Source organism: Enterobacter cloacae complex sp. ECL352, from assembly GCF_020149545.1.
GTDB lineage: Bacteria > Pseudomonadota > Gammaproteobacteria > Enterobacterales > Enterobacteriaceae > Enterobacter > Enterobacter asburiae_B.
This window is the reverse complement of record NZ_CP083709.1, coordinates 187,279-210,261: the sequence shown is the minus strand read 5'-3', so window position 1 is coordinate 210,261 and position 22,983 is coordinate 187,279. Positions and strand designations below refer to the sequence as shown.

Sequence of the window (22,983 nt, the reverse complement as noted above, 5' to 3'; positions counted from 1 at the left end):
TTAACAATGGCTCAACTGTCCCTGAAACACATTCAGAAAATCTATGATAACCAGGTCCACGTGGTTAAGGATTTCAGTCTCGAAATCGAAGACAAGGAGTTCATCGTCTTCGTCGGGCCTTCGGGCTGCGGGAAATCCACGACGCTGCGCATGATTGCCGGTCTGGAGGAGATCAGCGCGGGTGAACTGATTATTGACGGGGTGTGCATGAATGACGTGCCCGCCAAGTCTCGCGATATCGCGATGGTGTTCCAGAACTATGCGCTTTATCCGCATATGACGGTCTACGACAACATGGCGTTCGGCCTCAAGATGCAAAAAATTGCGCCTGTGGTTATCGACGAGCGCGTTAACTGGGCGGCACAGATCCTCGGATTACGCGAGTACCTCAAGCGTAAACCGGGCGCGCTGTCCGGCGGTCAGCGACAGCGCGTGGCGTTGGGCAGGGCGATCGTGCGCGAAGCGGGTGTGTTCCTGATGGATGAACCGCTCTCCAACCTTGATGCCAAGCTTCGCGTGCAGATGCGGGCTGAAATCAGCAAGCTGCACCAGAAGCTCAACACCACGATGATTTACGTGACCCACGACCAGACGGAAGCCATGACGATGGCGACCCGCATCGTGATCTTAAAAGACGGCATTATTCAGCAGGTCGGCGCTCCGAAGCAGGTATACAACGAACCGGCAAACATGTTTGTTGCTGGGTTTATTGGATCGCCAGCCATGAACTTTATTCGCGGCGCTATCGACGATCGCTATTTCGTCACGGAAACGCTGCGTCTGGCGATCCCGGAAGACAAACTCGCTTCACTGAATGCCGCAGGGTATCAGCGCAAAGCGGTGGTATTTGGGATCCGCCCGGAAGATATTCTCACTTTGCAGAGCAGTGGTAATAATATCGCGGCGAAAGTCAGCGTAGCCGAACTGACCGGCGCGGAATTCATGCTTTACGCCACCGTTGGCGGTCATGAGCTGGTGGTTCGCGCTGGCGCGGCGAATGATTATGCCGCAGGGGATAATATCAATATCCAGTTCGATATGAATAAGTGCCATTTCTTCGACGCTGAAACCGAAGCGGCTATTAGATAAGAAAGGTGTTCGCCGGAAATGAAAATTTCCGGTTTTTTTGTTTGTTACTTATAAAGGGAAAATTAAATGAGTACTCTACTAAGAAGTGCTGCGCTCGTTCTGTGCGCAGGAGTTAGCTGTGCACAAGCATCAGAAGCAGCTAAACAGTGGGAATTTAATATTGGCGCAATGTATGAAATCGAAAACGTTGAGGGGCAGGGCGACGATAAAGATGGATTATATGAAGCTTCCGTATGGTTTAATGCAACCTGGGATGCGTGGACTATTTCGCTGGCAATGTATCAGGAGGGGCCGGTTGATTACAGCAGTATGACCCGTGGAACCTATTTCGATCGTCCTGAATTTCAATTACGCTATCGCTTTATCGGAACCGATAATTTCACCTTCGGTCTGACCGGCGGTTTCCGTAATTATGGTTATCACTTTAAAGATGAGCACGGTGCCAAAGACGGCAGCGCTAATATGCAGCGCTACAAAGTTCAGCCTGACTGGGATATTAAATTAACCGACGACTGGCGTTTTGGCGGCTGGTTTGCCATGTATCAGTTTGCTAACGATCTGCAAAAAACCGGCTATGCTGACAGCCGCGTTGAAACCGAAACGGGCTTTACCTGGACCATTAACGAAACCTTTGCGGCTAAAGTGAATTATTATTTAGAGCGCGGCTTCAATATGGACAGTTCCCGTAATAACGGCGAGTTTTCTACTCAGGAAATTCGTGCCTATCTGCCCATTTCGTTAGGCCAGACCACCTTAACGCCTTATACCCGCCTGGGGCTCGATCGCTGGTCGAACTGGGACTGGCAGGACGATCCTGAGCGTGAAGGACACGATTTCAACCGACTCGGTCTCCTCTACGCTTACGATTTCAATAATGGTTTATCCATGACGCTGGAATACGCCTATGAGTGGGAAAACCACGATGAAGGCGAGAGCGACCGCTTCCACTATGCGGGGGTTGGCGTAAACTACGCGTTCTGACCGACTGCACGCCAGGGGCAATACGCCCCTGGTTTTAGCGAAGGGAAGCAGCCAACAAAAAGTGGGTATCAACCAGCACTTTTTGCGGGGCGGGCTGACCCGCAATACGCCTGAAAAGAAGATCGCAGCTCTCTTCCCCCAGCTTTCGGGTGGGGATATCAAAGCCGCCAGGTGCGGGCGTTAAAATGAGAGACAGCATCGGGTCACTGTATCCGGCTATCACCACCTGCTCCGGGAGCATCAGGTTCAACTCATCCGCCGCGCGATAGAGGCTAAGTAACTTCATGCTGTCGGTAGCGAATACTGCATCAGGCGGCGTGGGTGAAGACAACAATTCCAGCGCTGCCGTAAGCGCACTCTCATGAGTATAACCGCCATCCCTGATCCAGACCGGGTTAAGGGCAATATGGTGTTTTTCCAGACTGGCTTTATAGCCCGCAAGGCGATCGATCGAAACATGATAATCAAGCGGGGCATGCAGACAGGCAATTTTACGGCGTCCGTTTTTAATAAAGGTTTCGGTCAGCGTGGCGCTGTCATGGAAATTATCCGTGTCGACGGAATAGATATTTTGATACTCACCTTCCACTTTACCGATAACCACCACCGGTACGCCATACGCATCCAGCGTGGTGAAAAAGGATTCATTTGCCGGTGAGCTCAGCATAATGATCCCTTTGATCATCTTCTGTTTTATTTTACTCACGCATTTCAGCAGATCGTCTTCGCTGCTTTTTGACGTTTGTAAAATAACGTCAAATCCTTCTTCTTCCGCTTTTGCCGTAATGGCATGAAGGACATCGGAGAAAAAAGGATTTCCGGCAGTGGTTTTGGTTGATCGGGTTGAAATAACCATAATGGCATCGAAGCCTGAAGAGGTCAGGGCACGGGCCAGTTTGTTGGGCTGATAATTTAATTCGTCAATCGCCTTCAGCACTTTTTCACGCGCTTCGGGAGAAATATTCGTTTGTTTATTCAGAACGCGGGAAACGGTTGATTTCGATACGCCCGCAACCCGTGCGATATCATAGATGGTGGGTGACATACACCTTACTCACTCCGGACTGACAGCAATGCCGTTCATCTTACTGGAGAGAAAACGGCAATAGCAATAAATAAGAATTGATAATCAACGATCTGCCCCCATTTATTGTATTCTGAAGCCATGCATTCAAGGCTTCCAGGCAACGAAGGACGGCGATGAAGCGACTTAAAAACGAAATTAATTCACTGGTGAACCGCGGCGTTGACCGTCATCTGCGTCTGGCCGTGACGGGGCTGAGCCGCAGCGGTAAGACGGCGTTTATCACCGCGATGGTAAACCAGCTCCTGAACCTGCACGCCGGGGCGCGTCTTCCGCTGCTCAGCGCGGTGCGGGAAGAACGCCTGCTGGGCGTGAAGCGCGTTCCTCAGCGTGATTTTGGGATTCCACGTTTTACCTATGACGAAGGGCTGGCGCAGCTCTATGGCGATCCGCCCACGTGGCCGACGCCGACGCGAGGGGTGAGTGAAATTCGCCTCGCGCTCCGCTTTCGCTCGAATGAATCCCTGATGCGCCACTTCAAGGATACTTCTACGCTGTACCTTGAAATCGTCGATTACCCCGGTGAATGGTTGCTCGACCTGCCGATGCTGGCGCAGGATTACCTCAGCTGGTCCCGCCAGATGACGGGCTTGTTGCAGGGGCAGCGCGCCGGGTGGTCGGCCAAATGGCGACAGCTGTGCGAAGGCCTGGACCCGCTTGCGCCGGCCGATGAAAACCGTCTGGCGGCCATTGCCGAAGCCTGGACGGCGTATCTGCACCAGTGCAAGCAGGAAGGGTTGCACTTCATTCAGCCGGGTCGCTTTGTCCTGCCGGGTGATTTAGCGGGCGCGCCTGCGCTTCAGTTCTTCCCCTGGCCGGACGTGGACGGGGTGGGCGAGTCGAAGCTGGCGCAGGCCGACAGGCACACTAACGCCGGGATGCTGCGCGAGCGTTACAATTACTACTGTGAAAAAGTGGTCAAGGGATTCTATAAAAACCATTTCTTGCGATTTGACCGCCAGATTGTGCTGGTGGATTGTCTGCAGCCGCTCAACAGCGGGCCGCAGGCCTTCAACGATATGCGCCTGGCGCTGACGCAGCTGATGCAAAGTTTTCACTACGGGCAGCGGACGCTGTTTCGCCGTCTGTTCTCACCGGTGATCGATAAACTGCTCTTTGCGGCCACCAAGGCCGATCACGTCACGGTCGACCAGCATGCCAATATGGTATCGCTTCTGCAGCAGCTGGTGCAGGACGCCTGGCAAAACGCCGCCTTCGAAGGGATCGGCATGGATTGCCTTGGGCTTGCGTCCGTACAGGCAACGCAAAGCGGGCTGATTGATCTTAACGGCGAGAAAATACCGGCATTACGCGGGAACCGGCTCAGCGACGGTGAACCGCTTACCGTGTATCCGGGCGAAGTGCCTGCGCGGCTGCCGGGCCAGGCCTTCTGGCAGAATCAGGGCTTCCAGTTTGAAGCCTTCCGCCCGCAGGCAATGAGCGTCGATCGGCCATTACCACACATCCGTCTGGATGCGGCGCTGGAGTTTTTGATTGGAGATAAATTGCGATGACGGAACCGTTAAAACCGCGCATAGACTTTACCGGAACGCTTGAGCAGGATCCTCAGGAGGCGTTTAAAACCGCGCAGACGTTCAGCGGCACGCAGGCTGATAACTTTGCCCCGGCCCTGACCGAGGAGCCCGGCGTCGAGGAAGGTCCTGCTGAGGCCGTTGTGGAAGCCGCCCTGCGTCCAAAACGCAGCCTGTGGCGCAGGATGGTCACCGCCGGTCTGGCGCTGTTTGGCGTAAGCGTGGTTGGGCAGGGCGCGCAGTGGACGATGAATGCCTGGCAAACTCAGGACTGGGTCGCGCTGGGCGGATGTGCCGCGGGCGCGCTGATTGTGGGAGCGGGTATCGGGTCGGTTGCCACCGAGTGGCGGCGGCTCTGGCGTTTGCGCCAGCGCGCGCACGAGCGTGATGAGGCGCGGGATCTGCTCCACAGCCACGGCACCGGCAAAGGCCGCGCGTTCTGTGAAAAGCTGGCCAGCCAGGCCGGAATCGATCAGTCGCATCCGGCGCTTCAGCGCTGGTATGCCGCCATCCATGAAACCCAGAATGACCGGGAAGTGGTGACGCTCTACTCCCATATGGTTCAGCCGGTGCTGGATGCCCAGGCGCGACGCGAGATCAGCCGTTCTGCGGCGGAATCCACCCTGATGATTGCCGTCAGCCCGCTGGCGCTGGTCGATATGGCCTTTATCGCCTGGCGTAACCTGCGCCTGATCAACCGTATCGCGAACCTTTACGGCATAGAGCTGGGTTACTACAGTCGACTCCGGCTGTTCAAGCTGGTCCTGCTCAATATCGCGTTTGCCGGGGCGAGTGAACTGGTGCGCGAAGTCGGAATGGACTGGATGTCGCAGGATCTGGCGGCGCGTCTTTCCGCTCGTGCCGCGCAGGGTATCGGCGCGGGATTATTGACCGCGCGTTTGGGGATTAAAGCGATGGAAGTCTGCCGTCCGCTGCCGTGGATTGATGGCGATAAGCCCCGGCTGGGGGATTTCAGGCGCGAGCTGATCGGCCAGCTCAAAGAGACGCTCAATAAAAAACCGGCTCCGTGAGGTTTTGTTCACTTATCGTGCTGGCTGTCAATATTTGTTGACAGCCATCTTCCCGATCACCGTGTTCTGGCATATCATTTTATTGTTATTGGCTTAAAACGGTGAATTTCCCATGCGTCTTGAAGTCTTCTGTGAAGACCGTCTCGGTCTGACCCGCGAGTTACTCGATCTTCTTGTTTTACGTAGCATTGATTTACGTGGCATTGAGATCGATCCTGTCGGGCGAATTTACCTCAATTTTGCCGAAATTGAATTTAATACCTTCAGCAGCCTGATGGCGGAAATCCGCCGTATCGCTGGCGTTACGGATGTACGCACCATTCCCTGGATGCCCTCTGAGCGTGAGCACCTGGCGCTGAGCGCGCTGCTGGAAGCGATGCCTGAGCCGTTCCTCTCCCTGGATTTGAAAAGCAAAGTTGAGCGCGTTAACCACGCGAGCTGCCAGCTTTTCGCGCAGAGCCAGGAGAAGCTCAGCAATCATAACGCCGCGCAGCTGATCCCCGGCTTTAACTTCCAGCGCTGGCTGGACAGCAATCCGCAGAACACGCTTAGCGAGCATGTGGTGATTAACGGGCAGAATTTCCTGATGGAGATCACGCCGGTCTATCTGAAAGGGGAAGGGAATACCCGCGTGTTGACCGGGGCGGTGATCATGCTGCGCTCGACGTTACGCATGGGTCGCCAGCTTCAGAACATTTCCAGCCAGGATGTTGGCGCGTTCAGCCAGATTATTGCCGTCAGCCCGAAAATGCGCCATGTGGTTGACCAGGCGCGCAAGCTTGCAAGCCTGACCGCGCCGCTGCTGATTACCGGGGATACCGGCACCGGGAAAGACCTGCTGGCTCACGCCGTGCATCTGGCGAGCCCGCGTGCGGCTAAGCCTTATCTGGCACTTAACTGCGCCTCTATTCCGGAAGACGCCGTTGAAAGCGAGCTGTTTGGCCACGCGCCGGAAGGCAAGAAAGGGTTCTTCGAGCAGGCTAACGGCGGCTCCGTGCTGCTGGACGAAATCGGCGAAATGTCGCCGCGCATGCAGGCTAAGCTGCTGCGTTTCCTGAACGACGGAACCTTCCGCCGCGTCGGTGAGGATCACGAAGTGCATGTGGACGTGCGCGTCATTTGCGCCACCCAGAAAAACCTGGTGGAACTGGTGCAAAAGGGGATCTTCCGCGAGGATCTCTATTACCGCCTCAACGTCCTGACGCTGAATATTCCCCCGCTGCGCGATTGCCCGCAGGACATCATGCCGCTCACGGAGCTGTTCGTCGCCCGCTTTGCCGACGAGCAGGGGGTGCCGCGTCCGAAGCTGTCTGCCGATCTCGGCACGGTGCTCATGCGCTACGGCTGGCCGGGCAACATTCGCCAGCTTAAAAACGCCGTTTATCGTGCGCTGACCCAGCTGGAAGGCTATGAACTGCGTCCGCAGGATATTCTGTTGCCTGATTACGACGCGGGGACGGTATCGGTTGGCGAAGAGGCGATGGAAGGTTCGCTGGACGATATTACCAGCCGTTTTGAGCGTTCAGTGCTGACGCAGCTGTACCGCAGCTATCCCAGCACCCGCAAGCTGGCAAAACGCCTTGGCGTCTCGCATACCGCGATCGCGAACAAGCTGCGTGAGTATGGGTTGAATCATAAGAAAGGCGACGAATAACAAAAAGCCTCTGTAAAGAGGCTTTTTACTTTGCGTTTATTCCTTCGCCATCGGCGTGTTAACGATGTCTGTTTTTGTCTCTCCCTGAATCGATGCAATCCTGTTTTCGACCTCTTTCACCTGCTGCGGGCTGTGCAGCAGGGTATAGGTCAGGTCAAACTGCGCGCTGGCACCGGGCTGCAGCTGCTTAACCCGCTTCTGCTCGCGTTCAATCGTAACGGGGTAGGCGTAGCTGGTGCCCGGCTCAATGCCCGTGACGTAGCCCTGTTTCAGGGTATCGGTGTTCTTCCATAAGGTCAGCACGGGCAGCTGGCGGGTATCAAACTGGATTGACGCGCCTTTATCTCCGGCTTTATTGACCACCGCCGCAAGCGTTTCGTGGTTATTGTCCGAGAGCGGTTTAATGTTAAAGACCATCTCATCAAAGCCTTTTGTCGGCCCGGCATAGGTTTGCCAGTCGTTAACGCCCGCCTTGGCGTAGTCATTGAACGGGCTCACGCTCGCCGCCGGCGCAAGGAAACGGGCGCCTTCTTCGAGGATCGGCGTGCCGAAGTTGCTGTGATAGATGATTTGGTAATCATGAGGGTAATCCGCATGGTTGGTCAGAACATCATGCAGACTGAACTGGTTGGTTCCGGGAACGTAGCGCAGTTCGGTCATGGTTTGCAGATCCGATTTTTTAAACGTGCTCTCTTTGATCAAACCCCGAACGCGGATCTCATGCGGGGCGGCATCGGCGATTTCAACCTCGACCTGCGAAACGGGGGTATTACCGGCCCTGCCGTGCAGGGTGTAAATTTGCCCGTCAGCGGTGACCGGATGTCCTGTCCACTCATAGCCACAGCGCACCATCATCTCGTTGAAACCATCCAGCCAGCCGAGACCGTTGCGGCTCTCAAGATTGATATATGCCGGATTAACGACCTCTTTAACGGGCGAATTCCACCCCAGTCGGGTGCCAAACCCTTCTACGTGCAGAAGATTCATCCCGCGGGTCGGGCTCAGGGTAATCGTCAGGCCGTCTTTACTGCTGATTATGATGACTTTGCTGCCTTCCTGTTTACCACCGTGTAAGACTTTTTGCTCAATGCTGAACGTCCGGTCTTTAACTTTCAGCTCATCGCTGGAAATCTTCCAGTTTCCTTTCTCTACGCTGCTTTCAGCGCTTGTCAGCACCCAGGTTTTGGCCGCTGCATGGCCAGAAATCAGTACCGCAAGGAGCGTAAAAGCGAATTTAATCTTCATATTTTATCCTTTTTGCTGAAACGATTATTTTCTTTCGTAAGCAAATCTAATGTTTAGGCAAAAAGGGAAATGTGATGTGCTTCACTGGGGATGAAAATAAGGAATTTTAACGATTATTATGCGTTATCGATCACGTTAATGTTACTCGTCGACGTTTTTATTGCATGATTAATGTGATTTGTGAACATTTGTGCTTTAACGATTCAGCTTTAATATAATAAAAAACCTCGCCGCGGCGAGGTTGAGAATAAGTTGTATAGAATGCTAAGTACTTATTATGCTTTCAGCACGTCCAGCGCGGCAGTGTAGTCCGGCTCGGTGGTGATTTCGTTAACCAGTTCGCTGAAGACAACGGTGTCGTTTTCATCCAGAACCAGTACGGCACGTGCTGCCAGACCTTTCAGTGGGCCTTCCGCGATGCTGACGCCGTATTTCTCGAGGAAATCTGCGCTGCGCAGGGTGGAGAGGGTAATAACGTTGCTCAGGCCTTCGGCACCGCAGAAACGGGACTGGGCAAACGGCAGGTCAGCGGAAATGCACAGCACAACGGTGTTGTCCATTTCAGTCGCCAGCTGGTTGAATTTACGCACGGACGCGGCACAAACGCCGGTATCAATGCTTGGGAAAATGTTCAGTACTTTGCGTTTACCCGCAAACTGAGCCAGTGTGACGTCAGACAGATCTTTAGCCACCAGAGTAAAAGCCTGCGCTTTGCTGCCAGCCTGCGGAATGGAACCTGCAACAGCAACCGGGTTGCCCTGGAAATGAACGAGTTGTGACATAGATATCTTCCTGTTTACATATAGTTAACGTCGGGGCTAGTGTATGCCATCAGCGGATAACACGGCAAACCAAATTTTTCGCCTTTCCGGACCGCAAGGAGTCAGTGATGAGAAGCGTTAAGGTCTATGAAGAAGCCTGGCCATTGCATACCCCGTTTGTGATCTCCCGCGGCAGTCGAAGTGAAGCCAGCGTGGTCGTGGTTGAAATTGAAGAAGAGGGGGTTAAAGGCGTTGGGGAATGTACGCCTTACCCGCGCTATGGAGAAAGTCCTGCGTTGGTGATGGCGCATATTATGACCCTGGTGCCTGACCTGCAAAAAGGGCTCACGCGCGAGGCGTTACAGCAGCGTTTACCCGCCGGGGCAGCGCGCAACGCCATCGACTGTGCGCTCTGGAGCCTTGAGGCCGCCAGGCAGGAACAATCGCTGACGTCCTTGCTGGGGGTATCGCTGCCGGAGTCCGTCGTGACGGCGCAAACGGTCGTGATTGGTGAGCCGGAGCAGATGGCTGCCAGCGCAAAAGCGCTCTTTGACGCCGGGGCCACGCTGTTAAAAGTGAAGCTCGACGATCGCCTGATCAGCGAGCGGATGGTCGCCATTCGCTCGGCGGTTCCCTCGGCCACGCTGATTGTTGACGCCAACGAGTCGTGGCATCCCGAGGGGCTTGCCGCGCGATGCCAGCTGCTGGCTGACCTGGGCGTAGCGATGCTGGAACAGCCTCTGCCAGCGAAGGATGATGCGGCGCTGAAGAATTTTATCCATCCGCTGCCCGTCTGTGCGGATGAAAGCTGTCATACCCGCGAGAATTTGAGCGCGCTTAAGGGCAGCTATGAGATGGTCAATATCAAGCTCGACAAGACCGGCGGGCTGACAGAAGCGCTGGCCCTGGCGGCGGAAGCGCAGGCGCAGGGCTTTTCCCTGATGCTGGGGTGCATGCTCTGCACATCCCGGGCGATCGGCGCGGCGCTGCCGCTGGTCAATCAGGTCCGTTTCGCCGATCTGGACGGCCCGACGTGGCTGGCGGTTGACGTTTCACCGGCGCTTAATTTTACCAGCGGCGTGCTTCATCTTTGAGGCTGCCAGCGCAGTAGCTCCATCATCGCGTTTAAGTATTTTTCGCTGGCTTCGTCGGAGGAAATTGGCGGGAATTCAGCGGTGATGCAGGGCAGGCTCAAATCGGCGCACCAGCTACCGAACGATCCGGGTGTTTCATAGCCCACGCTGGTGACGAGCGGCAGGGCGAAAGCCTGCGCCAGCCACGCGCCCAGGTCGGAGTGACGCGGATCTTCAATGCAGGCCAGCGGATCGTGGAAGGAGACAACCCAGGCGGGGTGGATCTTATGGATAAGCTGGCACAGCGCCTGCGTTTCCGGCTCCGAGCCGGGCTTGTCTCCCGTCAGCAGCACCACGTCCCGCTCCTCGGCGGAGCTGTTCCAGCGATAAACCGTTTCTCCGGCGCGCCAGTTTGCCGCCGGGAAATTACGGTTCAGGTCAACGCCCCTCGCATTCGCCCGTAATCCAAGCTGACAGCCGTCCGGATTGACGGCAAGAATCACGTGGTGACGGCGCAATGAAGGCGTCAGCGTCCGCAGCGCGCAGGAAAGCGTGACGATGGACGAGTTCTCGTCTCCGTGCGTGCCGGCAATGATCAAACCGCTGCTGCGATCGGCATCGGGCGCCGGGAACCAGATCAGCGATGCGCCTAAAAATGAGCGGCCATATTGCTCAGCGCCCGGCGGAAAGGCCCCGCGCTCCGCTCGTGGTCGGGTGATTGCCATACGAAATCCTGATAAAGAAGTCTCTACTGGCAGTGTTGTGCAAAACCCGCTGTTAATCAAATAGTTTCCGTAACGCTTGAGAATTGCCTTAAATCACTATTCAGGCGTAAGGTATTTGCATTTCTCTGTTTCGAAACAAATAATTACGCATCTGCTTGTTACCTGAATTCATCAAAGGGGATCTTATGAAGCATCCTGTTTCGCGTCTCTGCGCTGCACTGTACCTGTGCGGACTCTCTACACTCTCGTACGCTGCTGATGTGCCCCAGGGCACGGTACTGGCGCAAAAACAGGAGCTGGTCAGGCATATTAAAGACGAGCCGGCTTCGCTCGATCCGGCAAAAGCGGTGGGATTACCCGAGATTCAGGTAATTCGCGATCTTTTCGAAGGGCTGGTGAATCAGAACGAGAAAGGGGAGCTGACCCCCGGCGTGGCGACGCGCTGGCAGAGCAACGATAACCGTATCTGGACGTTCATCCTGCGCGATAACGCGAAATGGTCTGACGGTACGCCCGTTACCGCGCAGGATTTTGTCTACAGCTGGCAGCGTCTGGTTGACCCGAAAACCACGTCTCCGTTTGCCTGGTTTGCGGCGCTGGCAGGCATCAACAACGCGCAGGCCATTATCGATGGCAAAGCGGCGCCAGATACCCTGGGCGTGACGGCGGTGGATGCCAGAACCTTACGCGTCCAGCTGGACAAACCGCTCCCGTGGTTTAGCAACCTGACGGCGAACTTTGCCTTCTATCCGGTGCAAAAAGCGAACGTTGAAAGCGGGAAAGAGTGGACGCGTCCGGGCGCTCTGGTGGGTAACGGCGCGTACGTCCTGAACGACCGGGTGGTGAATGAAAAACTGGTTGTCGTGCCGAATACGCACTACTGGGACAACGCGAAAACTGTCCTGCAAAAAGTGACCTTCATTCCGATTAATCAGGAATCCTCCGCCACTAAGCGCTATCTGGCGGGGGATATTGATATCACTGAATCGTTCCCGAAAAACATGTATCAGAAGCTCCTGAAGGACATTCCGGGACAGGTGTATACGCCGCCTCAGCTCGGGACCTATTACTACGCATTTAACACGCAAAAGGGCCCGACGGCCGATGCCCGGGTGCGTCTTGCGCTGAGCATGACTATCGATCGCCGCATTATGGCGGAAAAGGTATTAGGTACAGGCGAGAAGCCGGCCTGGCATTTCACCCCTGACGTGACGGCGGGGTTCACCCCTGAGCCTTCACCGTTCGAGCAGATGTCCCAGCAGGAGCTGAACGCTCAGGCGAAAACCTTGCTCCAGGCCGCAGGTTACGGCCCGCAGCGTCCGCTGAAGTTGACCCTGCTGTACAACACCTCGGAAAACCACCAGAAAATCGCCATTGCGGTGGCGTCCATGTGGAAGAAAAATCTCGGTGTGGACGTCAAACTGCAAAACCAGGAGTGGAAAACCTATATCGACAGCCGTAATACCGGCAATTTTGATGTGATCCGCGCGTCATGGGTAGGCGATTACAATGAGCCGTCGACCTTCCTGTCCCTGCTGACCTCCACCCACAGCGGCAATATCTCGCGTTTCAATGAGCCGGCCTACGATAAAATTATCCACCAGGCGACGCTGGAAACCACGGCGAAAGCGCGTAATACGGACTACAACATGGCGGAGAAAATCCTCCTGGAGAAAGCGCCCATCGCGCCCATTTACCAGTACACCAATGGTCGCCTGATTAAGCCCTGGGTGAAAGGCTACCCCATCAATAACCCGGAAGACGTGGCGTATAGCCGGACGATGTATATCGAGAAGCACTGATGTTTTATGAGGCCTGGCGCATTCTCGCGCCAGGCCTGCAATTCGCGGTACCGCTTCATTCGCTATGCGTGGCCCGATACCGGGTCTCTGTTATTCTAACAGCGCATTAAACTTCGCCAGCCACTGCGGATGCGCGGGCCAGGCGGGAGCCGTCACCAGGTTACCGTCTACATGGGCCTGATCGATGCCGATAGCGGCGTAGTGTCCGCCGCTGAGACGGACTTCAGGCGCGCAGGCCGGGTAGGCGCTACAGGTTCGTCCTTTCAGAATGCCCGCGGCAGCAAGCAGCTGTGGGCCGTGGCACACTGCGGCAATCGGCTTACGCGCGGCGTCAAATGCCTGTACCAGCTTTAAGACGTCCTCATTTAACCGCAGATACTCGGGCGCTCTCCCGCCGGGGATGAGCAGCGCGTCGTAGTCCTGCTCCTTTACGGCTGAAAAATCGGCGTTGAGGGTAAAGCGGTGACCGGGCTTTTCGCTGTAGGTCTGGGCGCCGTCAAAGTCATGGATTGCCGTCATGATGTAGTCGCCCTTCGGTTTGTCGGGGCAGACCGCATCCACCTGATGACCAATCATCTGCAACGCCTGAAAAGGCACCATGGTTTCGTAATCTTCGGCGTAATCGCCAACCAGCATCAGGATCTTCTTGCTCATCTTTCCTCACCTCTATCAATAAAGATGATTAAGATATAGCCTGGAGTGGCTGAATTGCCGGAAATAAAAAAGCCCGTCAGAGCACGGGCAACATAAGCAAATGAATAAGTGATTCGTTATCAACGTTGTTGGAGGATAACGCCGCGTATTTTACGCGGCTGTAAGGGAAGCAGATACCTGACATATTCGGTAGGTGAAACAAGTGATTAAACGTGCGTTACGGTGCGTCGAAGGTCGGGTAAAGGCTATTTTCCAGAAACTCGACGAGATACCAGATCTCACCGCTAAAAATAAACCAGAAGCCAAATATAATAAGGAGTAAAATAATTAAGGTGAGTATTATTTCTGTTTTTCCCATTGCGGCTTTTACCCACCTGACGCTAATTGTTTCGAGGTGGGCATTGTAGCGGGGCTTTTCCGGATACTCCAGTTTCATGCCGCAAGGACTTTATTGCGTCCGTCATTTTTAGCGCGATACAGCGCATCGTCCACACGCTTAAACAGCTCGTCAATACTCTCTCCCTGATTGTGCCGCGCTACGCCGATGCTGACGGTAAACCGCGGCAAGCCTGGAATCGTAATGCGGGCAACGGCTGCACGGACTGACTCGGCAATCTGCATCGCAGTGTCGAGAGAGGTGCGCGGCAGCAGGATAACGAACTCTTCGCCACCCCAGCGGAACACCATATCGCCCTCCCGACTACAGTCTTCCAGCGTCCGGGAAAGGGCGATAAGCACCTCATCGCCATCAGATGGCCGAACAGGTCATTAATGTTTTTGAAATGGTCGGTATCCACCAGCAGCAGGCTAAATTGCTGCTGCGAGGGAAGTTTATTCAGATTGCTTTGATCGGTAATCGCGTAGAACTGGCGCCGGTTGAGTAACCCCGTCATGGAGTCACGTAACGCCGCATGTTCCAGCTCCTGCTCCAGCCTTTTTTGCTCGGTGATATCGTGGATGATGCACAGCATCAGCTTGTCACCGTAGATCTCAATGGGCCCGGCATACGTCTGAACGTGGCGGGTGGATCCATCGGCAAGGCGGTGAACAAAATTGAGCGGCTTGTGACCACCGGGCAGCGCGGCAATCGCAGTCATAATGGGCATCACATCTCGCCCCAGCGTATTGATTTCCCAGGTATGCTTACTGCACATGTCATCATGTGAATAACCATAAAAATTGAGTGCGGCCAGATTTGCATCGACGATTTGGCCGTCGCGGGCCGGATCGATTAACAGCATCGGGGCGCTGTTGGTCAGAAAAAAGCGCGCATAAAAACCCTGTTTTTTCCGCCGGTAGGTAGCGGAACGGCTGGCCTTCAATCCTGAGAGTATTTGTTGGGAGATGCCCTCGAAAACAATCACATCGCCCCAGGGCGCGTAGTGGGCAAGCGAGAGGCGACAGCTTAACGGCGTATCCTGTCCATCCCGGTTCGTTGTCCAGATTTCGACGATCTCCTGCTCTGTTTTCAGTTCAGATACATACATCGACAGGACGGTTTGCGCACTGGCTGAATAGATCCCTTTGCGCAGGTCATCAAGTGTTTTATCTCCCATGATCTGCGTTGCGGCCACATTCGCAAAAATGATCTTTTCCAACACGGGTGAAACGAGCCACACGGGTGTTTTAATTACATTCAACGCATCAAAACAAGGTTGCGACATAGGCGTTTCCTGTTCATCGACAACATGTGCCTGACAATCATGACAGAATTGACTCGCGTGTACTCCCTTGAAACATACTCCACTTAACCCCGTCAGGCATGATTTTTTTGAGAAATAAATGCGGGGTCCGTTTGAATTTTATTAATGGGTATAATCTGTTTGTCTGAGTTTATCTGCAGCAGTAGCCACGGTACCTGTTCGGCAGGTAAGGGGCGGGAGAAAAGATATCCCTGCAGGTAATCGCAGCCGAGTCGGGTGAGAACAGCCTGCTGTTCTTCCGTCTCGATCCCTTCTGCCACCACATTCATCTCCATGGTCCGGGCGATACTGATAATGGTTTCAACCAGCTTGTAGCTTTTTTCATTTTCCAGCATCGACGTGACAAAGCTTCTGTCGATCTTGAGTTCTTTGGCCGGAAGCACGCTCAGCATCAGAAGGTTGGAATAGCCCGTCCCAAAATCATCAATCGAGACAACGATCCCCGCGTGATTAAACGCATTGAGCAACTCAATGCTGCGGTCCAGATTTTTAAGCGCGGTGCTTTCCGTTACCTCCAGAATCAGCCGGGACGGAGACAAGTTATATTTTTCCAGCATCGACGAGACGATCTGGAAAATATCCGGCTGTTCAAACTGGATGGGGGATAGGTTGAGAGACAGCGTCCACTGGCTGAAACCTTGCTCAGTCCAGAAATGAAGCTGTCGGCATGCCGCTTCAATGGCCCAGTTACCTACCGGAATAATTAAGCCCGTTTGCTCCAGAGAAGGGATAAACAGATTAGGCAGCACAACCCCTTGCTCAGGATGCCGCCAGCGCAGAAGGGCTTCAAAACCGTGAATGGTTTTCTCTCCCGCATGCCAGGTTGGCTGGTACCACAGTTCAAACTGATCGCGCTCAAGCGCCTGCGAAAGCTCCTGCAGGAAACCGGGTTTTGCCGGGATCGCCGTTGACATCTCGGCCCGATAAATCGCCCAGCCGTTGCGGCCATCTTCCTTGACGCGATGTAGGGCTGCATCCGCCTTGAGCTTTAGCTCGTGCAGCGTTTCGCCATCCTGAGGATAGAGGCTTACGCCCGCGCTGATCGTTGTGCGTAACGTATGTCCGCAGACGGACAGAGGGCGTCGCACATCTTCAAGCAGCGCGGTGACCAGCGCGTTGAGCCTGTCGTCGTCACATTCCGGCACCAGCAGGATAAAGGCGTCGCCTCCCAGCCTTGCCAGGGTCATCTCGCGCGTGAGCCGGGCCGTGATGCGCTGCGCGACCGCGATCAATAGCTCATCACCGACGCTGTGACCCCACGTATCGTTAACGCGTTTGAAGTGATCGACGTTCAGGAAAATAACCGCAAATGGCTTCTTGCTCAGCAGCGCGCTGCGCAGACAATCCTGCATGCGGAGATCCATCTGGTGGCGGTTTGCGAGCCCGGTGAGCGCGTCAAAACGCGCCTGTAGCTCAAGCTGGCGGTTGAGCTGATGCAGATTATCCGTCAGTCTGCTGGTGCGCCGGTGGGAATCGATCAGTGAAATGATTAACATCACGCCGAGCAGGCAGAGCGTGGTGACCGAAACCCAGATGGATAACCCCAGCTCGCCGATCCCGCCCGGGAGGGTATGCGCCATTTCCTGAAACTGCGCGGCACTCATGCCGGTATAGTGCATCGCACAAATGGCGGCACCCATGATGAAGGCCGCGAGAATGCGATTGATAAAGACGCCTTTGTGTTTATCCCGCAGGCGGAAAGCCAGCCACAGCGCCGTGCCGGAGGCAACAACCGCAATAACCACGGACAACCCCACGAGGCGGCGATCCCAGATGATGCTGCCATCCAGCATCAGGGCCGCCATACCGATGTAGTGCATCGACACCACGCCAGCGCTCAGGATCGCCGTGGCAAAGATCAGTCGAAAGGGAGAAAGTTTTTTGCCCGCGACGGCAATATTAAGTGCCGTGGCCGATGCAACCACCGCGACGCCCAGTGACGCAAGGGTTAACCAGAGGTCGGTGATGCTGCCAACTTACTGATTTAGTGTATGATGGTGTTTTTGAGGTGCTCCAGTGGCTTCTGTTTCTATCAGCTGTCCCTCCTGTTCAGCTACTGACGGGGTGGTGCGTAACGGCAAAAGCACTGCCGGACATCAGCGCTATCTCTGCTCTCACTGCCGTAAAACATGGCAACTGCAGTTCACTTACACCGCTTCTCAACCCGGTACGCACCAGAAAATCATTGATATGGCCATGAATGGCGTTGGATGCCGGGCAACCGCCCGCATTATGGGCGTTGGCCTCAACACGATTTTCCGCCATTTAAAAAACTCAGGCCGCAGTTGGTAACCTCGCGCATACAGCCGGGCAGTGACGTCATCGTCTGCGCGGAAATGGACGAACAGTGGGGATACGTCGGGGCTAAATCGCGCCAGCGCTGGCTGTTTTACGCGTATGACAGGCTCCGGAAGACGGTTGTTGCGCACGTATTCGGTGAACGCACTATGGCGACGCTGGGGCGTCTTATGAGCCTGCTGTCACCCTTTGACGTGGTGATATGGATGACGGATGGCTGGCCGCTGTATGAATCCCGCCTGAAGGGAAAGCTGCACGTAATCAGCAAGCGATATACGCAGCGAATTGAGCGGCATAACCTGAATCTGAGGCAGCACCTGGCACGGCTGGGACGGAAGTCGCTGTCGTTCTCAAAATCGGTGGAGCTGCATGACAAAGTCATCGGGCATTATCTGAACATAAAACACTATCAATAAGTTGGAGTCATTACCGGCGTATCTATCCCTGAATTTGGCAATAACTGTGCGGGCCGACTCATCCCAGGCATAAACAGCCTTTCCGGCAATATTGCGACGCTGGTGCGTGAGATCAGAGCGTCATCGCAAACCGCCATGACCTTATCGGATCAACTCTCGGCACGTAGCGCTCAGCTATCGGTGAAAACCGAGCAGCAGTCCGCGTCTTTGGTGCAAACCGCAGCCAGCATGGAGCAAATGGCCGCGAGCACCAAAAACAATGCCGATAACACCCGCCTGGCGAGCGAGCAGGCAAATGTGGCGACGTTACAGGCGCGCAAGGGCGGCGAGCTGATGGGGCAGGTCGCCAGCAATATGCAGTCCATTACCGAATGCGCGCAGCAGATGACGGAGATTATTTCGCTCATTGACGGTATTGCGTTCCAGACGAACATCCTGGCGCTCAACGCGGCCGTTGAGGCGGCAAGGGCGGGCGATCATGGCAAGGGTTTTTCTGTCGTCGCGGAAGAGGTAAGAAACCTGGCACACCGCAGCGCGGAGGCCGCGAAGAATATCAAAACGCTGATTGAAGTCACCAGCAGTAACGTCACGCAGGGAGCCAGCGTTGTGTCACAGGCAGAGAAAAACATGCATGAAATCGTGACCGGCTCGGGGAATGTCAGCCGCTTAATGGACGACATTTCCGCGTCAACCTCAGAGCAGGAGAAAGGCATTTCTCAGATTACCCTGGCGCTATCGGAGCTGGAGCGGGTTACGCAAAGTAACGTGGCAATGGCAGAGGAACTCAACGGTTCGTCTGATGTACTGCGTAATCAGGTGATTGAGCTGCAGACCCGAACGCGTAATTTCAGGCTCGATCAGTCATCCTTGTCCTCATCACCTGGCGGTTCGCCATCCTTCCTCCAGCGGCCAGAGCACTCTCTCTGACAGCTCCTCAAAGCCTGGCATGCCAGGCTTTTTTTTACGCCTCTGGCCAGAATGTATAATTCCTGAGCGATTTCAGCGCGATGGGATACATACTTGTTGCTTAACCCCTGATGAAAGCTAGACTGACACCGAAGAGCTAAAAAGGTGGAGGCGCTGTGGAAAGCATTAAAGGATCTGAACTTAACGTTCCAGACGCAGTTTTTGCGTGGGTGCTGGATGGTCGCGGCGGTGCGCGACCGCTGGAAGATAATGATGTGATCGATAGTGCGCATCCCTGCTGGCTACATCTGAACTACACCCACCCGGACAGCGCTGACTGGCTGGCCTCGACGCCGCTCTTGCCCAATAACGTGCGCGATGCGCTGGCGGGTGAAAGCCTGCGGCCCCGCGTGAGTCGAATGGGTGACGGGACGCTGATCACCCTGCGCTGCATTAACGGCAGCACGGATGAACGCCCGGATCAGCTGGTTGCGATGCGTGTCTACATGGACGATGGGCTCATTGTGTCGACCCGCCAGCGAAAAGTTCTGGCGCTGGATGACATCGTCAACGATCTGAAAGAGGGCACCGGGCCGGTCGACTGCGGCAGCTGGCTGGTGGACGTCTGCGACGCCCTTACCGATCATGCGAGTGAATTTATTGAAGAGCTGCACGACAAAATCATCGACCTGGAAGATAACCTGCTCGATCAGCAGATCCCGCCGCGCGGTTTTCTGGCCTTATTGCGTAAGCAGTTGATTGTGATGCGCCGCTACATGACGCCGCAGCGCGACGTGTATGCGCGTCTTGCCAGCGAAAGGCTCGCCTGGATGAATGACGATCAGCGACGCAGAATGCAGGATATTGCCGACAGGCTGGGGCGCGGGCTGGACGAGATTGATTCCTGTATTGCCAGAACGGCGGTGATGGCGGACGAAATCGCGCAGGTGATGCAGGAGTCGCTGTCGAGAAGAACCTATACGATGTCCCTGATGGCGATGGTGTTTTTACCCAGCACGTTTCTTACCGGGCTGTTTGGCGTGAATCTGGGTGGAATTCCGGGTGGCGCCTATCGCTACGGCTTTACCGCCTTTTGCGTGATGTTAGTTGTTTTGATTGGTGGTGTTGCATGGTGGTTGCATCGTAGTAAATGGCTGTAAATTTACGCTTTTTTCAGCTTTCAACGGGATCAAAACGCTCTTTTAATTGAGCGAAGTCAATAAACATCTACCCCGTAAGGTGCAATATTACTCCCGCAGGTGAATGCAACGTCAAGCGATGGGCGTTGCGCTCCATATTGTCTTACTTCCTTTTTTGAATTACTGCATAGCACAATTGATTCGTACGACGCCGACTTCATAGTCGGCTTTTTTTTGCCTCCTGATTCTCAGCGTCTACCCTAAAAGGGACGACAGCAAATTCTGGAGGGAATGATGAGCATCCTGAACGCTCTGCTACTGCAACAATCGCGTCAATCCGATCCCGTCCCCACCGATCCGGTGCCAATGCCCGATCCCATCCCGCGTCCGCAGCCGATGCCCGACCCGCCGCCAGATCAAGAACCGATTAAATTGTCGCATCGAACCGCGAGATCTGCGAGGATACGCGCCATCTGACCGCAAAGATGACCACGAGAGACTACTGTGACCGCTTTTTCTACCCTGAATGTTCTGCCCGCCGCCCAGCTCGATAACCTCAACGAGTTGGGTTACCTCACGATGACGCCTGTTCAGGCGGCCGCGTTGCCCGCCATCCTTGAGGGCCGTGACGTGCGCGTGCAGGCGAAAACGGGCAGCGGGAAAACGGCGGCATTTGGCATTGGCCTGTTGCAGCACATCGATGCGGCGCTTTTTCAGACCCAGTCTCTGGTGCTGTGCCCAACCCGCGAACTGGCAGACCAGGTCGCGGGTGAACTGCGTCGCCTGGCGCGTTTCCTGCCAAACACCAAGATTTTAACCCTCTGCGGCGGACAGCCGTTCGGGGCGCAGCGTGATTCACTCCAGCATGCGCCGCACATCATTGTCGCAACGCCCGGTCGCCTGCTGGATCACCTGCAAAAAGGCACCGTCTCGCTGGATGCGTTACAAACGCTGGTAATGGATGAGGCAGACAGGATGCTGGATATGGGCTTCAGCGATGCGATTGACGAGGTGATCCGTTTCGCCCCGGCCGATCGTCAGACGCTGCTGTTCTCCGCGACCTGGCCGGAGGCCATCGCCGCCATCAGCGGGCGCGTGCAGAAAAATCCGCTCACAATTGAAATCGACAGCGTAGATGCGCTGCCCGCCATCGAGCAGCAGTTCTTTGAAACTTCGCAGCAGGGGAAAATTTCGCTCCTGCAGAAATTGCTGAGCCAGCATCAGCCTGCGTCCTGCGTGGTGTTCTGTAATACCAAAAAAGACTGTCAGTCGGTCTGTGATGCCCTGAATGCCGCCGGCCAGAGCGCATTGTCGCTGCATGGCGATCTGGAACAGCGCGATCGCGATCAGACGCTGGTCCGCTTCGCTAACGGCAGCGCCCGCGTTCTTGTTGCAACCGACGTTGCTGCGCGCGGTCTGGATATTAAATCCCTGGAGCTGGTGGTGAACTTTGAGCTGGCGTGGGATCCTGAAGTGCACGTGCACCGTATTGGCCGTACCGCGCGCGCGGGAAACAGCGGTCTGGCGATCAGCTTCTGCGCGCCGGAAGAGGCGCAGCGCGCCAACATTCTCTCTGAGATGCTGCAGATTAAGCTGAACTGGATGAATGCACCGGCCAGCGCCAGCATTGTGCCGCTGGAGGCTGAAATGGCGACGCTGTGCATTGATGGCGGTAAAAAAGCCAAGATGCGTCCAGGTGACGTATTAGGGGCGCTGACCGGGGATGTGGGTCTGGACGGGGCGGATATCGGCAAGATTGCGGTCCATCCGGCGCATGTCTACGTAGCGGTTCGCCAGGCGGTTGCCCATAAGGCATGGAAGCAGCTGCAAAACGGGAAAATTAAGGGTAAAACCTGTCGCGTACGTCTGCTGAAATAAAGAATGAAGCGTCTCAGAAGGTGTTTCTGAGACGCTAATCGCTTACTTCACTTCAAGCACGTTGAGACGCAGCTCTTCAAACTGATTGTCATCTTCTTCCGGCTGCCAGCCCGCTGGCTGCATGGGAATATCTTCCCGATCAAACGCCAGGTCTCCGCCGTTCACAACTTCTGACTCGTGGTTTATGCCTTTAAAGTCGAACAGCTCCACGTCCGCGAGATGGGAAGGGACGACGTTCTGCATCGCGCTGAACATGGTTTCGATACGCCCTGGATAACGCTTATCCCAGTCGCGCAGCATGTCGCCAATTACCTGACGCTGCAGGTTCGGCTGAGAGCCGCACAGGTTACATGGAATGATCGGGAAACCTTTAGCCTGAGAAAAACGCTCAATGTCTTTTTCGCGGCAGTAGGCGAGAGGGCGGATCACAATGTGCTTGCCGTCATCGCTCATCAGCTTAGGCGGCATGCCTTTCATCTTGCCGCCGTAGAACATATTGAGGAACAGCGTTTGCAGGATATCGTCGCGGTGATGGCCCAGCGCAATTTTGGTCGCGCCCAGCTCCGTCGCGGTACGATACAGAATGCCGCGGCGCAGGCGAGAGCAGAGTGAGCAGGTGGTTTTCCCCTCCGGGATTTTCTCTTTCACAATGCCGTAGGTGTTTTCTTCGACGATTTTGTACTCAACGCCCAGCTTCTCGAGGTATTCCGGCAGAATGTGCTCCGGGAAGCCCGGCTGTTTCTGATCAAGGTTGACCGCTACCAGGGAAAATTTCACCGGTGCGCTTTGCTGAAGATTACGCAGGATCTCCAGCATGGTATAGCTGTCTTTACCCCCTGACAGGCAGACCATGATGCGGTCACCTTCTTCAATCATGTTGAAGTCTGCAATGGCTTCGCCCACGTTACGGCGCAGTCGCTTTTGCAGTTTATTCAGGTTGTATTGCTCTTTTTTGTTAATCTCTTGATTCTCTTGCATTTAGTACTACCTTCGGAGCCAGCAGGGGCAAACA

Annotated in this window: 19 protein-coding genes and 2 pseudogenes; 12 read left to right on the top strand and 9 right to left on the bottom strand. The window is 55.1% G+C overall.

The genetic code is table 11. The annotated features are described in order from the left end of the window. The first annotated feature begins 6 nt into the window (after nucleotides 1-6). A complete protein-coding gene (locus tag LBF07_RS00970; protein ID WP_048979157.1) occupies nucleotides 7-1,089 on the top strand; it encodes an ABC transporter ATP-binding protein in 1,083 nt (360 codons plus the stop codon). 66 nt (nucleotides 1,090-1,155) lie between these two features. Then, entirely contained in the window at nucleotides 1,156-2,070 is a 915-nt protein-coding gene (locus LBF07_RS00965) for an OmpG family monomeric porin (protein ID WP_094935709.1), read from the top strand. Nucleotides 2,071-2,104: 34 nt separating this feature from the next. Here the strand turns inward: LBF07_RS00965 and LBF07_RS00960 are convergent, their stop codons facing one another. Beyond that, nucleotides 2,105-3,115, bottom strand: coding sequence for a LacI family DNA-binding transcriptional regulator (locus LBF07_RS00960; RefSeq protein ID WP_094935708.1), 1,011 nt, complete (start codon nucleotides 3,113-3,115; stop codon nucleotides 2,105-2,107). A 155-nt stretch (nucleotides 3,116-3,270) separates the two neighbouring features. Here LBF07_RS00960 and LBF07_RS00955 point away from each other — a divergent pair, with 155 nt between their 5' ends. The 3 genes from LBF07_RS00955 to tyrR all read left to right on the top strand — a co-directional run bounded on the left by LBF07_RS00955 (nucleotide 3,271) and on the right by tyrR (nucleotide 7,371). Next, on the top strand, nucleotides 3,271-4,668 hold the full coding sequence (locus LBF07_RS00955) for a YcjX family protein (RefSeq protein WP_023312030.1): 1,398 nt from the start codon (nucleotides 3,271-3,273) through the stop codon (nucleotides 4,666-4,668). After that, nucleotides 4,665-5,717: a YcjF family protein gene (locus LBF07_RS00950; RefSeq protein ID WP_058841276.1), complete on the top strand. Its 1,053-nt coding sequence runs from the start codon at nucleotides 4,665-4,667 to the stop codon at nucleotides 5,715-5,717. Before LBF07_RS00955 ends, LBF07_RS00950 begins: the two co-directional genes overlap by 4 nt. A 112-nt stretch (nucleotides 5,718-5,829) precedes the next feature. Next, a complete protein-coding gene (tyrR, locus tag LBF07_RS00945; protein ID WP_023335909.1) occupies nucleotides 5,830-7,371 on the top strand; it encodes a transcriptional regulator TyrR in 1,542 nt (513 codons plus the stop codon). 36 nt (nucleotides 7,372-7,407) lie between these two features. On the opposite strand, the gene LBF07_RS00940 is transcribed toward tyrR, so the two are convergent. Then, nucleotides 7,408-8,616 carry an aldose 1-epimerase family protein gene (locus LBF07_RS00940; protein WP_094935706.1) on the bottom strand — a complete coding sequence of 403 codons (1,209 nt, stop codon included), beginning with the start codon at nucleotides 8,614-8,616 and terminating at the stop codon, nucleotides 7,408-7,410. 275 nt (nucleotides 8,617-8,891) lie between these two features. Next, complete coding sequence (gene tpx / locus LBF07_RS00935; protein WP_023335907.1) at nucleotides 8,892-9,398, bottom strand: thiol peroxidase; 507 nt, start codon at nucleotides 9,396-9,398, stop codon at nucleotides 8,892-8,894. 107 nt (nucleotides 9,399-9,505) lie between these two features. Here tpx and ycjG point away from each other — a divergent pair, with 107 nt between their 5' ends. Further along, a complete protein-coding gene (gene ycjG, locus LBF07_RS00930; protein ID WP_094935705.1) occupies nucleotides 9,506-10,471 on the top strand; it encodes an L-Ala-D/L-Glu epimerase in 966 nt (321 codons plus the stop codon). On the opposite strand, the gene mpaA is transcribed toward ycjG, so the two are convergent. Then, nucleotides 10,462-11,175, bottom strand: a complete 714-nt coding sequence (gene mpaA / locus LBF07_RS00925; protein WP_045355868.1) for a murein tripeptide amidase MpaA — start codon at nucleotides 11,173-11,175, stop codon at nucleotides 10,462-10,464. The two genes, ycjG and mpaA, sit on opposite strands and share 10 nt — an antisense overlap. Nucleotides 11,176-11,360: 185 nt before the next feature. Here mpaA and LBF07_RS00920 point away from each other — a divergent pair, with 185 nt between their 5' ends. Continuing rightward, entirely contained in the window at nucleotides 11,361-12,977 is a 1,617-nt protein-coding gene (locus LBF07_RS00920; protein ID WP_094935704.1) for an ABC transporter substrate-binding protein, read from the top strand. Nucleotides 12,978-13,067: 90 nt separating this feature from the next. Here the strand turns inward: LBF07_RS00920 and LBF07_RS00915 are convergent, their stop codons facing one another. The 4 genes and pseudogenes from LBF07_RS00915 to LBF07_RS00900 form a co-directional block, all read right to left on the bottom strand. Continuing rightward, nucleotides 13,068-13,631: a DJ-1/PfpI family protein gene (locus LBF07_RS00915; RefSeq protein ID WP_033145709.1), complete on the bottom strand. Its 564-nt coding sequence runs from the start codon at nucleotides 13,629-13,631 to the stop codon at nucleotides 13,068-13,070. Between the two features lie 217 nt (nucleotides 13,632-13,848). Next, nucleotides 13,849-13,989: an Ecr family regulatory small membrane protein gene (locus tag LBF07_RS00910; protein WP_021240268.1), complete on the bottom strand. Its 141-nt coding sequence runs from the start codon at nucleotides 13,987-13,989 to the stop codon at nucleotides 13,849-13,851. A 74-nt stretch (nucleotides 13,990-14,063) separates the two neighbouring features. After that, nucleotides 14,064-15,295 (bottom strand): annotated as a pseudogene (locus tag LBF07_RS00905) (diguanylate cyclase domain-containing protein). A 92-nt stretch (nucleotides 15,296-15,387) separates the two neighbouring features. After that, nucleotides 15,388-17,259 carry a bifunctional diguanylate cyclase/phosphodiesterase gene (locus LBF07_RS00900; protein ID WP_224435099.1) on the bottom strand — a complete coding sequence of 624 codons (1,872 nt, stop codon included), beginning with the start codon at nucleotides 17,257-17,259 and terminating at the stop codon, nucleotides 15,388-15,390. A 91-nt stretch (nucleotides 17,260-17,350) separates the two neighbouring features. On the opposite strand from LBF07_RS00900, the gene LBF07_RS00895 reads away from it, so the two are divergent. From LBF07_RS00895 to dbpA, 5 genes and pseudogenes are all read left to right on the top strand, one after another. Further along, a protein-coding gene (locus LBF07_RS00895; protein WP_103178130.1) for an IS1-like element IS1B family transposase occupies nucleotides 17,351-18,048 on the top strand; the annotation gives its coding sequence in 2 pieces (ribosomal slippage) (nucleotides 17,351-17,600 and nucleotides 17,600-18,048; 699 coding nt in all). A gap of 15 nt (nucleotides 18,049-18,063) precedes the next feature. Further along, nucleotides 18,064-18,975 (top strand): annotated as a pseudogene (locus tag LBF07_RS00890) (methyl-accepting chemotaxis protein); the annotation flags it as partial. A 155-nt stretch (nucleotides 18,976-19,130) separates the two neighbouring features. Continuing rightward, entirely contained in the window at nucleotides 19,131-20,114 is a 984-nt protein-coding gene (gene zntB, locus LBF07_RS00885) for a zinc transporter ZntB (RefSeq protein ID WP_033145705.1), read from the top strand. Between the two features lie 282 nt (nucleotides 20,115-20,396). Then, nucleotides 20,397-20,570 (top strand): hypothetical protein, encoded by a 174-nt coding sequence (locus LBF07_RS24655; RefSeq protein WP_305089335.1) that lies wholly within the window; start codon nucleotides 20,397-20,399, stop codon nucleotides 20,568-20,570. Nucleotides 20,571-20,597: 27 nt separating this feature from the next. Next, nucleotides 20,598-21,971, top strand: coding sequence for an ATP-dependent RNA helicase DbpA (gene dbpA, locus LBF07_RS00880; protein ID WP_094934970.1), 1,374 nt, complete (start codon nucleotides 20,598-20,600; stop codon nucleotides 21,969-21,971). A 42-nt stretch (nucleotides 21,972-22,013) separates the two neighbouring features. Here dbpA and ttcA read toward each other — a convergent pair whose 3' ends face one another. Continuing rightward, nucleotides 22,014-22,949 carry a tRNA 2-thiocytidine(32) synthetase TtcA gene (gene ttcA, locus LBF07_RS00875; RefSeq protein ID WP_023312015.1) on the bottom strand — a complete coding sequence of 312 codons (936 nt, stop codon included), beginning with the start codon at nucleotides 22,947-22,949 and terminating at the stop codon, nucleotides 22,014-22,016. Nucleotides 22,950-22,983 lie beyond the last annotated feature (34 nt).